The organism is Mucilaginibacter sp. P4_D1 (assembly GCF_056401935.1).
Genome location: NZ_JBFUIJ010000015.1, coordinates 97839 through 114102 on the forward strand (window position 1 = coordinate 97839; position 16264 = coordinate 114102).

Annotated in this window: 10 protein-coding genes; 7 read left to right on the plus strand and 3 right to left on the minus strand. The window is 44.0% G+C overall.

The features are described from left to right. The first annotated feature begins 55 nt into the window (after positions 1-55). Together AC1DV1_RS15260 and AC1DV1_RS15265 are read left to right on the plus strand one after the other, a co-directional pair. Complete coding sequence (locus AC1DV1_RS15260) at positions 56-1357, plus strand: M16 family metallopeptidase (protein WP_477360633.1); 1302 nt, start codon at positions 56-58, stop codon at positions 1355-1357. A 156-nt stretch (positions 1358-1513) separates the two neighbouring features. After that, the gene (locus tag AC1DV1_RS15265) at positions 1514-3361 is read left to right on the plus strand and encodes a UbiD family decarboxylase (RefSeq protein WP_477360635.1); all 1848 of its coding nucleotides are present in this window, start codon (positions 1514-1516) and stop codon (positions 3359-3361) included. Between the two features lie 59 nt (positions 3362-3420). On the opposite strand, the gene AC1DV1_RS15270 is transcribed toward AC1DV1_RS15265, so the two are convergent. Then, on the minus strand, positions 3421-4464 hold the full coding sequence (locus AC1DV1_RS15270; RefSeq protein WP_477360637.1) for a quinone-dependent dihydroorotate dehydrogenase: 1044 nt from the start codon (positions 4462-4464) through the stop codon (positions 3421-3423). A gap of 168 nt (positions 4465-4632) precedes the next feature. On the opposite strand from AC1DV1_RS15270, the gene AC1DV1_RS15275 reads away from it, so the two are divergent. The 5 genes from AC1DV1_RS15275 (at position 4633) to AC1DV1_RS15295 (ending at position 13295) form a co-directional block, all read left to right on the plus strand. Continuing rightward, on the plus strand, positions 4633-5403 hold the full coding sequence (locus AC1DV1_RS15275) for an SGNH/GDSL hydrolase family protein (RefSeq protein WP_477360639.1): 771 nt from the start codon (positions 4633-4635) through the stop codon (positions 5401-5403). Positions 5404-5539: 136 nt separating this feature from the next. After that, a complete protein-coding gene (locus AC1DV1_RS15280; RefSeq protein ID WP_477360641.1) occupies positions 5540-7462 on the plus strand; it encodes an ABC-F family ATP-binding cassette domain-containing protein in 1923 nt (640 codons plus the stop codon). Positions 7463-7588: 126 nt separating this feature from the next. Further along, positions 7589-8950: a type IX secretion system plug protein gene (locus AC1DV1_RS15285; RefSeq protein ID WP_477360643.1), complete on the plus strand. Its 1362-nt coding sequence runs from the start codon at positions 7589-7591 to the stop codon at positions 8948-8950. A 664-nt stretch (positions 8951-9614) separates the two neighbouring features. After that, the gene (gene galB, locus AC1DV1_RS15290; protein ID WP_477360645.1) at positions 9615-12047 is read left to right on the plus strand and encodes a beta-galactosidase GalB; all 2433 of its coding nucleotides are present in this window, start codon (positions 9615-9617) and stop codon (positions 12045-12047) included. A gap of 150 nt (positions 12048-12197) precedes the next feature. Continuing rightward, complete coding sequence (locus tag AC1DV1_RS15295; RefSeq protein WP_477360647.1) at positions 12198-13295, plus strand: AI-2E family transporter; 1098 nt, start codon at positions 12198-12200, stop codon at positions 13293-13295. Between the two features lie 123 nt (positions 13296-13418). On the opposite strand, the gene AC1DV1_RS15300 is transcribed toward AC1DV1_RS15295, so the two are convergent. Together AC1DV1_RS15300 and AC1DV1_RS15305 are read right to left on the minus strand one after the other, a co-directional pair. Beyond that, a complete protein-coding gene (locus tag AC1DV1_RS15300) occupies positions 13419-14756 on the minus strand; it encodes a M16 family metallopeptidase (RefSeq protein WP_477360649.1) in 1338 nt (445 codons plus the stop codon). Positions 14757-14772: 16 nt separating this feature from the next. Next, entirely contained in the window at positions 14773-16152 is a 1380-nt protein-coding gene (locus AC1DV1_RS15305; protein ID WP_477360651.1) for a M16 family metallopeptidase, read from the minus strand. Between the last annotated feature and the right edge of the window lie 112 nt (positions 16153-16264).

Below are 16264 nucleotides of genomic sequence, written 5' to 3' on the forward strand. Positions count from 1 at the left end.
CTTTTGATTCATCTTACCGACTACAGATTCTTAACTTCCAAACTATTTATCACCAATGAAAAAGATACTAACTGCCATACTGTTTATCTGCGGAAGCCTGTCTGTTATGGCCCAGTCAGAAACAACATCGTTTGATGTGGATGGGATAAAGGTAATTTTTAAGCCTACGCTAAAAGATATTATCAACGTGCGCATGTTTTACCGCGGCGGCGTAACCAATTATCCGGCCAGCCAGGCGGGTATTGAAAAATTCGCGCTGGAAGCTACCACCGAGTGTGGCACCAAAAAATATTCGGGCAACGTATACCGCGACAGGGCCGATGTTTACGGCATCGACGTGGCCTCGGAGGGCGAATATGATTATGGTAATATCCAGATGCAATGCATCACCAAATATTTTAACGAGGGTTGGGACTTATTTACCGAATCGGTAGTAAACCCGGTTTTTGACGCGGGCGAGGTAGAATTGTTGCGGAGCAAAATAGTGGCCAAAATGCGCGAAGATCAATCAAACCCCGATAAACGTGCAGAGCAATTGGTTTTGCAAAGCGCCTTTGAAGGTACCCCTTACGCTACCGATCCTGATGGCACCGAAGAGATACTGAGCAAATTAACAGCTGCCGATATTAAAAATTATTACGCCTCCATCTTCAATAAAAACAGGATGTTTATTGTAGTGGCCGGTAAAATCAGCAAAGAGGTACTTATTGCCAAAATAAAGGCATCGTTTGCCAACCTGCCATCGGCACCATACACACCGGTTGCCTTACACGAGCCAACATGGAACGATTACAAAGTGGTTAAAGAAGACCGCAACCTGCAAACCAACTACATAGATGCCATCATGAACGGACCAACATTCAACAGCCCCGATTATGTGGCTTACCGTGTAGGCATTTCAGCACTCGGAGGGTCGTTGTTCAGCGAATTGCGCACCAAGCTAAACCTGTCATATGATCCGGGTACCTATTCGGTAATGCAGCATATGCCCTATGCGCTGATGTATGTAAGTACAACCAGCCCTAAGGAGGCTGTAACAGCCATGAACCAGCAACTGAACAAAGTATTAAGCTACGGGCTGAGCCCCGAAGGCCTTAAGCGGATAAAAAGCAGTTTTATAACCTCAAACTACATCAAACAACAAAGCACCGCCTCTATAACCGGTAGCCTGGGCATTGCCGAAATTTTGGGCGGCTGGCAACTTGCCGAAGACCTGCCCAAAGCCATCGAAAACGTAACCGTTACCCAGATAAATGACGCCATGCAAAAATATATCGTCGGCCTGCGCTGGAGCTACTTAGGCGACCTGAAAAAAGCCGAAGAAGCTGATGCCGCGTTTAGGATGACTGTTCATTGAGTCATTGAGTCATTGGGTCATTGGGTCATTGGGTCATTGGGTCATTGGGTCATTGGGTCATTAATTGAATCGTTGTAATTGAGATTGTTTCATTAATCGAAAATATTCAATGACCTAATGACGTGCAACAAATGACCTAATGACTACCTTTGCGCGATGGGTTATAAGAGTTTACAGGCTTGTATTGCCGACCTGGAGAAACATGGTCATTTGGTGCGGATTAAAGAGGAAGTTGATCCTCATTTACAAATGGCGGCCATACACCTGCGGGTGTTTGAAAACCAGGGACCGGCTATCCTTTTCGAAAATGTAAAGGGGAGCAAGTTTCCGGCGATATCTAATCTATTTGGTACGCTGGAGCGGTCTAAATTTATCTTCCGGGACACGCTGGAGAAGATTAAAACGCTCGTCGAATTAAAAAACGACCCGATTAAGGCAATTAAAAATCCATTCAAATACGCTAATGTGGCGCTTACGGCCTTATCGGCATTGCCCATGAAAGGTAGTGGCAGCAGTGCCCCTGTAAACTTTGGCAAATGTACTATCAGCGATATCCCGCAGATAGTAAACTGGCCTATGGATGGCGGCCCCTTTGTAACCATGCCACAGGTATATACCGAAGATGCCGATAAACCGGGCATTATGAATGCCAACCTGGGCATGTACCGTATACAGCTTGCCGGTAACGATTATATTTTGAATAAAGAGATAGGCTTGCATTACCAGCTGCACCGCGGCATAGGCGTTCACCAAACTAAAGCCAATGCAAAAGGCCAGCCTTTAAAGGTGAGCATTTTTGTAGGTGGCCCGCCAAGTCACCCGGTAGCTGCTGTTATGCCGCTGCCCGAAGGTTTATCCGAAATGACGTTTGCAGGAGCTTTGGGCAACCGCCGTTTCCGGTATTTTTATGATGACGAGGGTTTCTGTATTTCATCGGATGCCGATTTTGTGATAACAGGCACCGTGATGCCAATGGAAAATAAACCGGAAGGCCCTTTTGGCGATCACCTGGGTTATTACAGCCTGGCTCACGATTTTCCATTATTAAAAGTGCACAATGTATACCACCGTAAGGACGCCATCTGGTCGTTCACGGTAGTAGGCCGCCCACCGCAGGAGGATACCAGTTTTGGGGCATTGATACACGAGATTAGCGGGGCAGCGCTACCGAAAGAAATTCCGGGCCTGCATGCCGTTAACGCCGTTGATGCGGCAGGTGTTCACCCATTACTATTTGCAACCGGTAGCGAGCGTTATACCCCTTATGTCAAAGAACGTAAACCGCAGGAGATATTGACCATTGCCAACCATATTTTAGGTAAAAGCCAGTTAAGCCTTGCAAAATACCTGCTGATAGCTGCACAGGAAGATGACCCGAACCTGGATGTAAATAATATAGAAGGATTTCTGCACCATATGCTGCAACGTGTTGATTTTACCCGCGACCTGCATTTTTACACCCGCACCACCATTGATACCCTTGACTACAGCGGCGACGGACTGAATACAGGCAGTAAGGTAGCTATCACCGTAGCCGGTAACATTAAGCGCGAGCTGTGGACAGCATTACCATCATGGTTTGATTTGCCGAGGCCGATAACCAATATCAGGATGGCTATGCCCGGCGTATTGATGGTTGAAGTGCCCAGGCACATAAATCATAGGGATATCGATAATGTTATCAGCATTATTGAGTATCGTTTAAAGGGGGAAGAAGATGAATTGGGTGGCCTGGCGCTTATGGTTCTGTGCGATGACGCAGCCTTTGCGGCAGCCAGCATCAATAACTTTGTATGGGTAACATTTACACGCAGCAACCCATCGCATGATATTTATGGCATAGGCAGTTTTACCGAACACAAACACTGGGGCTGCACGGGGCCGCTCATTATTGACGCACGCATAAAACCCCACCACGCACCTGTATTGGAGCGCGACCCGGAAGTTGAAAAACTGGTTGATAAAATGGGAAGGGTTGGCGGGGCTTTGCATGGCATTATTTAAGGGGAATTGCACCCTCAATCCCTTTAAATTCAATATTACTCAGAAAGTTTAGTACTAAACTACTTCGAAAGAAGTTTCCTGTTTATCCTTCCAATCAACCCTGGTCCTTCGTAAATAAAACCTGTATAAAGCTGCACTAATGATGCGCCTGCATTTAGTTTTTCGATAGCGTCATCGGCAGAGTGTATGCCGCCCACTCCAATTATCGGGAAAGATCCGTTTGATTTTTTATGAATATAGCTGATAACCTCGGTTGAGCGTTTGGTTAGCGGTATGCCGCTTAGCCCGCCCATTTCGTCTTTTAAGGTGGCTGGCGAATTTAAATTCTCCCTGCTGATGGTTGTATTGGTAGCTATAAGCCCTGCAATGCCGGTTTGCTGTACAATCTCTACAATATCATCCAGCTGTGAATCTGTAAGGTCTGGTGCTATTTTAAGCAGGATAGGCCTGCTGATGCCATTTTTTGAATTACGTTGCTGTAGGGTGTTCAGCAGGTTCATTAAAGGTTCTTTTTCCTGCAGCTCGCGCAGGCCGGGCGTATTGGGCGAACTTACATTCACCGCAAAATAATCAACCACATCAAAAAGACGGTCGAAGCATTTGATATAATCACTTACGGCATCTTCATTAGGGGTAACCTTATTTTTGCCAATGTTACCGCCTATGATCAGGCTCCGTTGCGCGCCTTTGGCATTTTTGCGGAAGGTTGCTATCCGTTCGGCTGCTACATCAACTCCAAAATTGTTAAAGCCCATGCGGTTAATGAGCGCGGCATCGGCAGGCAGGCGGAACATGCGTGGCTGCGGGTTGCCTGGCTGGGGCAGTGGGGTAACGGTGCCAATCTCTACAAAGCCAAAGCCAATGTTGGCCATTTCGCCCATCAGTTCGGCATTTTTATCAAAGCCGGCGGCAAGGCCAACAGGATTTTTAAATTTAAGGCCAAACACCTCACGCTCCAGTCGCGGGTTGTTTACATCCCATATAGCCCGGCTTAATGCCGCGCCACCCGGAAAACGGTTAAAGCGCTTTAAATTGCGGGTTACAAAGTAATGTACTTTTTCGGGATCGAACTGAAACAGGATGGGTTTTAATAAAAAATACATGGCGCGAAGTTAACAAATACTGATAGCTGTATAAACCAGAATTTTATGAAAATTAAACCGGCAGCCTATAGTAATACGGCAAATGCTGGTACAAAATTTAACAAAGTTTAAAAAAGCCGGGTAAATCAGTAAATTCGGAAATCCAAAATCAAATCTATCAAACCATTTATGAATAATATTTTTAAACCCAATCGTCGTAATTTTTTAAAAACGGCATCTGTAGGCAGCCTTGCTGTTATGGGAATCCCAGCCATTGTGTCTTCGGCATTAGCTGACGAAAAGCCATCAAAAAAAATCAGTTTTAATACCGGCGATGTGGTGCTTTTCCAGGGCGATTCCATTACCGATTGGGGCCGCGACCATAACAGTACCGAATTTAATACAACCAGCGCCTTAGGATCGGGGTACGCGCTTATCACCGCATCGCAGCTACTGCTTAACCATGCCGATAAAAACCTAAAAATTTATAATAAAGGTGTTAGCGGCAATAAAGTATACCAGCTGGCCGAACGCTGGGATACCGATTGCCTGGCACTAAAACCCAATGTACTAAGCATTCACATAGGCGTAAACGATTTTTGGCATACCCTTACCAATGGCTACACAGGTACTATAGATACCTATATTGCCGACTATAAAAAGCTGATTGACCGTACCAAAGCTGCCCTGCCCGATATTAAAATTGTTATTTGCGAGCCCTTTGCCGAAAAAGGCGTTAAAGCGGTGGATGATAAATGGTACCCTGCTTTCGATTTATACCGCAAGGCCGCTAAAGATGTTGCAGAGCAATATGACGCCGTTTTTGTACCCTATCAGTCGGCATTTGATAAAGCCGAGAAAATTGCCCCTGCCACCTACTGGAACCGCGACGGCGTACACCCCAGTGTAGCCGGCGAAGCCCTGATGGCTCAAACGTGGCTGAAAGCGGTGGGAGCGTAGGGGAACGTTATACGTTATACGTTTTACGTGATACGTGATACGTCTTGGCCTTTGAATTACACGTATAACGTATCACGTAAAACGTACAACCTTAACGCTTCTGCTTTCGGCTCAAAAACCGTATCTTTGCGCCCAAATGATTGCTATAAATAACCTTACGTTTGAGATTGGTGCGCGGGCCCTTTATGATGAAGCCAACTGGCATATAAAACCTGGTGAAAAAATTGGTTTAATAGGTGCCAATGGAACAGGTAAAACTACCCTTCTGAAAATTATTGTGGGCGACTATAAACCTACATCGGGCACCATATCAATGGCTAAGGACCTTACTATGGGTTACCTTAACCAGGATTTGCTGTCATACTCATCTGATAAAAATATTGTGCATGTGGCCATGGAAGCTTTTGAGCGCCAAAACCAGCTGCACGACGAGATAGAGGTTTTACTTAAAAAACTCGAAACAGATTATACCGAAGACCTGATTAACAAACTGAGCGATAAGCAGCATGAGTTTGAAGCGCTTGACGGTTATAACATTGAATACAAAGCACACGAAATTTTAGCCGGTTTGGGCTTTACCGAAGCAGAATGCGAACGCAAGCTCAGCACCTTTTCGGGCGGATGGCGTATGCGGGTAATGCTGGCCAAAATCCTGTTACAGGCACCAGACATTTTGTTACTGGATGAGCCTACCAACCACCTGGATTTACCGTCTATCCAGTGGCTGGAAGATTATTTGAAGGCCTTTAACGGCGCCATCATCATCGTATCGCACGATAGGTGGTTTTTAGATAAGGTTATTAACCGAACGGTTGAATCGCGTAAAGGTAAACTGAACGTGTACGCGGGTAACTATACTTTCTACCTGGAAGAAAAAGCATTACGTGCCGAAATTCAGCGTGGCGAGTTTAAAAACCAGCAATCAAAAATAAAACAGGAGGAGCGTTTGATTGAGCGTTTCCGTGCTAAGGCATCCAAGGCAAAAATGGCGCAATCGCGTATCAAGATGCTGGATAAACTGGAACGTGTTGATGATGTTGATGATGATAACCCGGAGGTTAACTTCAGTTTCAAATTCAGCAGGCAATCTGGTCGCCACGTAACTACTTTGGAGCACATCACCAAAAAATACCCGGCTATTGATATTTTAAATGATGCCGAAGCAATTATTGAAAAAGGCGATAAAATTGCGCTGATAGGTGCCAACGGTAAAGGTAAATCTACCTTGCTGCGTATTGTGGCAGGTGCTGATAAAGAGTTTGAAGGTACAGCTGTAACAGGCCATAACGTTACCCAAACCTTTTTTGCCCAGCACCAGTTAGAGAGCTTGCACCTGGAACACCAGATATTGCAGGAATTACAATCATTTGCACCAAAGCATACAGATACAGAGCTGCGCTCCATATTAGGTTCCTTTTTGTTTACCGGCGATGATGTGTTTAAAAAGATCAAAGTACTATCGGGTGGCGAAAAATCGCGCGTGGCGCTGGCAAAGGCCCTTACTGCCGATGCTAACTTTTTAGTACTGGATGAGCCTACCAATCACCTGGATATGGCATCTGTTAACATATTGATACAGGCGTTGCAACAGTATGAAGGTACTGTTATTGTAGTATCTCACGATAGGTACTTCCTGGATAATGTGGCTAATAAAATTTGGTTTATTGAGGACCAGAAAATTAAACAATACCCGGGCACTTACGCCGAGTATGATGAGTGGAATGCTAAACGCAAGTTAGAGCCAAAAGCCGTAGCACCTGCACCTCAACCTAAAAAAGAGGAAAAGAAACCCGAGCCCGCTAAACAACAGCATAGCGAAAACAAGCATCAGCAGTTGAAAAAACTGAACCAGGACCTGGCTAAAATGGAAGATCAAATTGCTGCGCTTGATAAAACAGTGAAAGAATTTGAAACCAAACTGGCCGATACAAAAATATACACTGATAGCCAAAAGCTAAAAGAAACCAATGCCGCTTACAACCAAAAGCAAGCCGAGCTGAAACAAATTCAGCAAAAATGGGAAACTTTGGCTGAGCAAATTTTGGAACTGGAAGCGTAAGTATTACATACCAAAAACATGTCATTGCGAGGTACGAAGCAATCGCGAACTATGCATATTCGCTTTGCACCCGACGAGGTTGCCACGCTACGCTCGCAATGACATAATTTTAAAGTAAATATATCTATGAAACCCGTCATTGCGAGGCACGAAGCAATCCCCAACTATACAGGGCAACCTTGCAAGGCCGCTTTGCATATCGGGGATTGCTTCGTACATCGCAATGACGCGTGGTTTTTGAGGCTGGTTTACTTATTCCTCTTTACCTGCATCTCAGTTCGGGCATTTGCCCAATCCCCTTACGATAACAATGTTTACAACCCTGCCATTAAAAGTGTGGAGTTTAACGGCACAGGCAAGCAGCCATTCCCGGTTATAAACTTGGGCAGCGATGATAAAGTGCTTTTGGCTTTTGATGACCTGCGTGGCGGTACCCGCAATTACAATTACACTATTGAGCATTGTGATGCCAACTGGAACTCCTCAAACCTTTCGCCGGCCGAGTACCTGCAAAGTTTCCAGGACGATAGGTTTTATACCTTTAGCTACTCCATAGGTACATTTCAAAAATATACCCATTACGAGCAGCAGATCCCCAATGACAATATCGTGCCCAAAATATCCGGCAATTACATCCTGAAGGTTTATGAGGATGGCGATCAATCCAAACTAATCCTAACCCGTCGCTTATACGTGGTAGGCCAAAAAGTTTCAATTGCCGCCAATACGCTTGCTTCGCCAAGCACGCAAACCCGGCAAACCAATCAAAAGTTAAACTTCACTGTCGACTATGGCAGTCTCAGGGTGCAAAATCCATCCTATGATATCCGGGTTTTTGTAATGCAAAATGCACGTACATCAACAGGCATTTTAAATACCCGTCCTACCAACATCCGCGGCACTTCGTTGGTTTATAATGATGTAGCTATTAACGACTTCCCGGGCCGTAACGAATTCAGGCTGTTTGATTTGCGGACGCTTAAGCTCAATTCGCAAAGGGTGGCCAGGATTTATAAGGATACCGCCAACATAGTGGTGCTTATTGGCGACCCATGGCGTAATAACCCCAACTATGTGCAGTACTTTGATAATAACGGCAAGTTTTATATCCTGAACCAGGACGGCAGCGACCCACGTAGCGATGCTGATTATGCCCGCGTGTATTTTAGCCTGGCCGCAAATACCACCGGAAACGATGGTACGCCATACATTGTAGGCATGTTTAACGATTACAAAATTGACGAACGCAGCAAACTTACGCGCGACGAGAATGGCCGCTATTATATCAACCTGTTGCTAAAGCAGGGCGTATATGATTACGAATATGTTTGGGTTGATAACGCAGCCAAAAAAGCCGACGATGTACCCATTGAAGGCAGCCATTTTGAAACCGAAAATGATTACCAGATACTGGTTTACTACCGCCCCCCAACGGCCCGCTGGGACGAGCTGGTAGGCTTTAGTATGGTGAATACGGTAAAGAAGTAATCGTTAAAAATCATACAACATCCCGTCCGTTTTAGTTTATACCACTGTAATTCTGAGGTACGAAGAATCTATTCTACGCCGTGCATAGCAGCTTTGAAAAGTCTGCGAGTAGCCCGGTGATACCTACCCATGACATATTTTCTTTTCGAGGCGCGTGGGCCTGTCACCCTGAGCCTGTCGAAGGGTCGCGCGGAGAGGCCTTTGCCCGCTATACTTCGACAGGCTCAGCACGACAACGCTCTTTAGTAGGTCATTCCCCTTCAGAATTTCGCGAAATTTTACAACTCAGGATGACACAAGACAAGCGCATCAAAATAGCTTATGGAATAAGCTTATGTCGTCGGGAAGATATAAGTATCAAACAGCACCTTGTTTTTATTGGCTGATACAGGTTAAATGATCCGGCTACCGAAGGGACTTGTGTTGGCCAAAAACAGGCACAAATATTTGGATGCGCCTAAATTACGCGATCAGTTTTGTGTTAACCATGTTAAAATATAAAATATTGATTATCAATTTTTTATAAATTTTTTATCTAAAATATGTTAAGTTATGTTAACCCAATTACATGCGTTTGTCCTGGGATAACAGGCTCTTTATTTCCAAATCCCACAATTATTTATAATTTAGTGTCGTAATTACAATTAATCCAATTATTGCCTTTATGTACGCTATAAAATCTTCTTCAAAGGTCATTAAGCTTAGTGGCTTGTTGCTTATCGCGCTGTTTTTTAGCGCCAAAACCTTTGGCCAGCAAACCCGTCAAACACTTGATTTTGACAAGGGCTGGCGCTTTAACCTGGGCGAGGTAGCTGATGCCGAAAAGCCCGCCACCAGCGATACCAAATGGCGCAGCCTTAACCTGCCGCATGACTGGAGCGTTGAAGGCAAATTCAGCAAAGATAATCCTGCAACGCCCGAAGGCGGCGCACTGCCGGGTGGTATAGGCTGGTACCGTAAATCATTTACTGTTCCGGCATCATCAAAAGGCAAATTGGTATACATTGATTTTGACGGTGTTTACCAAAAAAGCAAAGTGTGGATTAACGGGCACCTGCTTGGTTTCAGGCCAAATGGTTATATCTCATTCCGTTATGAGCTTACTCCATATCTAAAATACGGCGGTAATAACGTTATCGCTGTTAAGGTTGATAATTCTGTTCAGCCAAATTCGCGCTGGTATTCCGGTTCTGGTATTTACCGGAATGTATGGCTGGTTACTACCGCTAAAACTGCAATTAATCATTGGGGGACTTTTGTAACCACTACAGATGTAAGCAATGCATCAGCAAAAGTTAATATCAAAGTAAGCGTAAAAAACGGATCATCTCCTGCCGCACTGTCTGTAAAAACTACGTTATATGATGCTCTTGGCAAAGCAGTTGCCGGCGGCGGAGCGATACCATCTAAAACACAATTGCAGGATACTGTATTTGAAACAAGTACTACCCTTGCAGTAAAAAACCCAACTTTATGGAGTGTTGATAAGCCTTATTTATACAAAGCGGTTACGCAGATATTATCTGGCAAAACCGTTATCGACGAGTATACTACTCCAGTAGGCATCCGTTATTTTAATTTTGATGTGGATAAAGGCTTTAGTTTAAATGGTAAAGCCATGAAAATTTTAGGCGTGTGCGATCACCATGACCTGGGCAGCCTTGGCGCGGCCATCAACACGCGTGCATTGGAGCGTCAGCTACAGATATTAAAAGCGATGGGTTGTAATGGTATCCGTACCTCGCACAATCCACCGGCGCCGGAGTTGCTTGACCTTTGCGATAAAATGGGTTTCATTGTAATGGACGAAGCTTTTGATTGCTGGGAATGGGAAAAGGTTAAATACGATTATCACCTGTTTTTTAAAGAATGGCATAAACGCGACCTGGAAGACCAGGTACTGCGCGACCGTAATCACCCCAGCGTAATGATATGGAGTATTGGTAACGAAATTCCGCAACAGCATGATACCACTGCGTTAAGGATAGCACCGGAGCTTGCTGCCATAGTGCATAGCCTTGATACTACCCGCCCTATTACGGCAGCCAATAATAACCCGGATGCAAAAAATAAGATCATAGCTTCGGGCGCGTTAGACCTGGTAGGTTATAACTATCACGAATTTGAATATGCCGGTTTTCATGACCGCTACCCAGGTAAAAAATTCATAGCTACTGAAACTACTTCGGGCCTGGAAACGCGTGGCTATTACGAAATGCCATCAGATAGCATCCGTGTATGGCCCGAAAGATGGGATAAGCCATTTGAAAGAGAAGGTAATAACGTATCGGCTTATGACAACGTACGACCACCATGGGGATCGACCCATGAGATGACCTGGAAAGTGATGAAAAAATATGATTTCCTTTCGGGGATGTTCATCTGGACAGGCTTTGATTATTTAGGCGAACCTACACCATATAGCTGGCCGTCGCGCAGTTCGTACTTTGGTATTGTTGATTTGGCCGGCTTCCCTAAGGATGTGTACTACATGTATCAAAGCGAGTGGACAAACAAGCCGGTATTGCATATCTTCCCGCATTGGAACTGGACTCCGGGCAAGATGGTTGACGTTTGGGCGTACTACAACAATGCCGATGAAGTGGAGCTTTTTCTGAATGGAAAATCATTAGGCACCAAAAAGAAAACCGGCGACGACCTGCACATCATGTGGCGTGTTAAATATGAGCCAGGTACGCTGAAAGCCGTTTCACGTAAGGATGGCAAAGTGGTGTTAACCAAACTTATCCATACCGCCGGCGAGCCGGCTAAGATTGAACTATCGGCCGACCGTAAGCTGATCAAAGCCGACGGAAAAGACCTGTCGTTCATCACCGTAAAAATATTGGATAAAGATGGCAACGTGGTGCCAGATGCAGATAACCTGGTCGACTTTAAAATAAACGGTCCGGCCTTTGTTGCCAGCGTTGATAACGGCGATCCTGTTACACACGATTCCTTCAAGGTATCGTACCGTAAAGCTTTCCATGGCTTAGCACTGGCCATTGTACAGGCAAAGGAAAAAGCGGGAGCAGTTACATTTACAGCAACATCCAAAGGCTTGCCTGCTGCTACAATTACCTTGACTGCGAAGTAGCCAACCGCAATCTAAAGAAATATACATGTGTCATTGCTTTTGTTAGACCAAAGGCAATGACATTTTTATTTTAAATGCATAAACATTTACTGTCCCGTAAAACAATTGGCCGGTTAACCCATTAATTGGTAATACTTTATTACCTTGTTTATGCCTGCCAAAGAATACCCGTTTTATCTTAAGAGCACCGTTATCATGTTCGGGCTCATTTTATTGGTTTATATACTTTACCAACTGGCCGATGTTTTTGTACCGATAGCTTACGCCTTATTCATCGCCATTTTGTTGAACCCGGTTTGCAATTGGCTGGAAAAGAAAAAGGTACCTAAAGCGTTAGCTATTTCCATTACCTTGTTATTGGCATCCATAGCCATAGCCGGATTGTTTTATTTTCTATCTACCCAAATAATCCAGTTTGGCGATTCACTGCCCGTGCTGAAGCAAAAATTTGCAAGTATATCGGCTTCGGCGCAAACATGGGTGGCAACAACGTTTGGTTATCCCATACAAAAACAAAATCTGCTTATTAAAGAGGCAATGAATAACAGCCAATCGCTATTGGGCAGTACCCTGGGTTCGGTATTAGGAATCTTTGGGTTGGTATTTATTATACCGGTTTATGTTTTCCTGGTACTGTATTACAAAACTTTACTGCTCAACTTTTTTTACGAAGTATTTTCTGAGGAAAACTCCAAACGCGTAGCCGACGTTTTACATGAAACCAAAGCAGCTGTACAAAGCTACATTATAGGCTTGTTAATTGAGATGATAATTGTGGCGGCGCTGAATTCGCTGGCCCTTATTCTGCTTGGCGTAAAGTATGGCATCCTGATTGGGGTTATTGGCGCTATCCTTAACCTGGTGCCTTACTTAGGCGGTATTATTGCCATAGCCTTGCCCGTATTGATGGCTACGGTCACCAAAGATGGCTACACCACGCAATTGGGCGTAATTGGGGCCTACATGGTAATCCAGTTTATTGACAACAATATCCTGGTGCCAAATATCGTATCATCAAAGGTTCAGATCAACGCCCTCATGTCTATAATCGTGGTGTTTTTGGGTAACATGCTATGGGGACTATCTGGCATGTTTCTTTCCATTCCCTTCCTGGCAGTACTTAAAATTATTTTCGATCGGATAGATGGCCTTAAACCATGGGGCAAACTACTTGGTGATACCGTACCCACCCGCCACAAGGGTGAGATATGGAAAAGGAGGAAGAAAGTTATTTTGCCGACCGAGTAAGTCAAAATTCAAAAGTAAAAATTCAAAAAAGAAGCAAAGCGATCCATGTAATGGAGGGGATAAAAATCAAAAGCCAAAATCGCTATGCAATTTTGACTTTTGATTTTTTAATTTTGACTTAAATTAATGGCTGACACCATTTTCGCCTTTATTCAAGGTTCCGTTGATGTATAACACCTGGTTCACTTTTTTAGGGTCGCCTTGGTACACCCACACAATATTGTTGATGTAGGTTTTAAAGGCGTTGTTAACCTGCTCTACGGTTAATTTTTTAACATCATCAACCAAAGTTAATGAGCGTTTCCAGTTATCAAATAACACTTCGTTTGATGCTATAGATGATGCCTGGGCACTGTTGGTTTCGTTTTTATAGTAAAAACCGGTTAGGTAGGTAACCTTCATATTGGCTACTTCTTCGGGTTTAAATCCTTCTGTTTTCACTTTATCAACAAGTTTGTCAAATACAGCTATATATTTATCCGGTTGCGTGGTTGATACCGAGAAGCGGGCGGTTGACGTTTGCCCAACACTAAACCAGGCCTGCGGTGCGTATGATAAACCGTTATTGGTACGCACATCTAAAAAATGGCGGTTAGCAAAAATTCGCATGGCCACGTTAAAGGCGTCAAAATCTTCTGTACCAGGTATAGGGCCGCTGGTGATACCTTCCACATAGTTGGTAGCCAAATCGCGCTGCTCTACATTAATGCTGTTTTTGTAAACTTTAAATGACGCTTTTTTGAAGGTAAAGGCAGGGCCTTTTTTAACACCATCCAGCATCGCTTTTACTTTAGCCTCGATAGTGGCCTGGTCAAGATCGGCCACTACAACAATAAGCAAACGCGATTTGGTGAAGATTGAGCTATAATAAGCTTTAGTCTCCTCAGGAGTTAACTTGGTCAGGATATCCACTGTACCCATAGGGTCTTTGGCATAGTCGCGATTAACAAAGGCAACTTTATCTGCAAATTTGTCAATAGCGTTATCCGGCCTCGAATCCAGGCTTTTTAACTGGGTAATAGCGTCTGTTTTAATACGGGCAAACTCCTTGGCATCAAAACGCGGCTGGGTCATGGCCTCAACATATAGCGGCCAAACCACATCCAAATCGCTTTTAATACAGTTCATGCGTACTACCGAAAAGTTTTTGTTGCTATAACCATAAATGGTTGAACTAACTTTATCCAGGATATCCTTAAATGCGTTTTTATCGTGCTTAACGGTACCGCATTCGGTCAGGGCATTCATAGCCATCGATTCGATACCCATTTTTTCGGCAGTATAATTTTGTACGCCACCTTTAATAATGGTTTGTATCTCTACAATATCGTTGCCGCTTGGCTGTACAATTACCTTAACGCCATCAACCGATGTTTCGTAAGCTGCTTTTTGTGCCTGTACCGTTTTTATATTTCCTATCGCCGCTACAATCAGCAGGCCGAACATATATTTCTTCATCATGATAAGATCTTTTAAATTACTTAGCTACAAAAAATGAAGCTGCATTCAGTTGTTTACTCAAATCGGGCGATATAATTAAGCCGGCCGCATATGGCTTACCGATAATGTAGGTATCCACAAATTTCTTGATATCGGCACGGGTTACTTTCTGGTAATTGCTATCCAGGTCGGTAGCAAAATTAAGCGATGTGCTGCACCATTGGTAACTTAACTGGCTGGCCAGGGTTGATGGTTTTTCTTTACGGTGAATGCTGTTACGCAATAAAATAGCCTTTGCGTCTTTCAGCTGCTCATCGGTGTAGTAATCGTCTTTTGCCCATAGGCTTATCTGGTTTATTACCTCGTCATAGCACTCTTTAAGCTTGGTAGGGTTCGGCTCAATACCCATATCAATTGGGCCAACATATTTGCTGGTTGTGTAGCTTACATAAATGCTGCTGGCCAAACCTTTATCAACCAAAGCCTGCTGTAGTTTTGATGAGTTTAAACCTACAATGGTACCAAACAAATCTGCAGCTACGGTAGATGCAGAATCGGTAAGGTATGATGGGCCTTGCCATGAAATTTGCATCGATGGTGTTTGCGCTATGGTAGTTTCTTTAATAAAATATTCCTTTTTGGTTAATGGCTTAAACGGCGGGATAGGGTATTTTTCGTGCGGATTGAAGCCACTGCTTTCCCAATCGCCAAATATTTTTTCGGCCATGGCAAAAGCTGCGTCATGCTTTACGTCGCCGCAAATGGTAAGCAAGCTGTTGTTAGGGAAATAATACTTGTTTTTGATAACCATCATTTTCTCGGGTGTAGCGGTGTTGATCACTTCGTGAATCCCGATTGGGTTTTTTCGGGTGATAAGGTCGCCCCATAATTTTTGCTGAATACCATACCACAACTGGAAACCCGGATCGCTTTCGGCACGCTGGAACTCCCCATCAACAACGGGGCGCTCTTTTTTCATGTCCTCTTCGCGGTAAATAGGGAAACGAATGGCGGCGTTCATGAATTTTAAACCGGCGCTAAGGCTATCCCTGTCAAAAGTAAAAAAGTAGTTTACACGTTCCACATCGGTTGTGCCATTCCATATCGCGCCAAGTTCTTGCGTACGTTTCAGGAACGATGCCTGGTCAGGATAATCTTTATTGGCTTTAAAAAACATATGCTCGAACATATGCGACAGGCCGCTAAATTCCGGGCCTTCGGTATAAGCACCGTTTTTTACGGCAATTTCGATGGTAGCCAAAGGCACTTTGCTGTTTTCAATAACAACAACTTCCAGTCCGTTTGGAAGTTTTTTCCAGAAGTAACCTTCCGGCAGGCGAGGCTGGGCGATTGCAAGGCAAAAGCTAAAAACCCCAATAACACTCAGTGTTAAGGTTTTAATAAGATTTTGGGTCATAGATATATTAATAATGTTTTAAACACTATAAATATATTGGTATAAATTATGAAAAGGAAAAATTTATCCTTTTTTAACTTAGTTTTTAGTTAAAACGAGTAAAGCGATCACA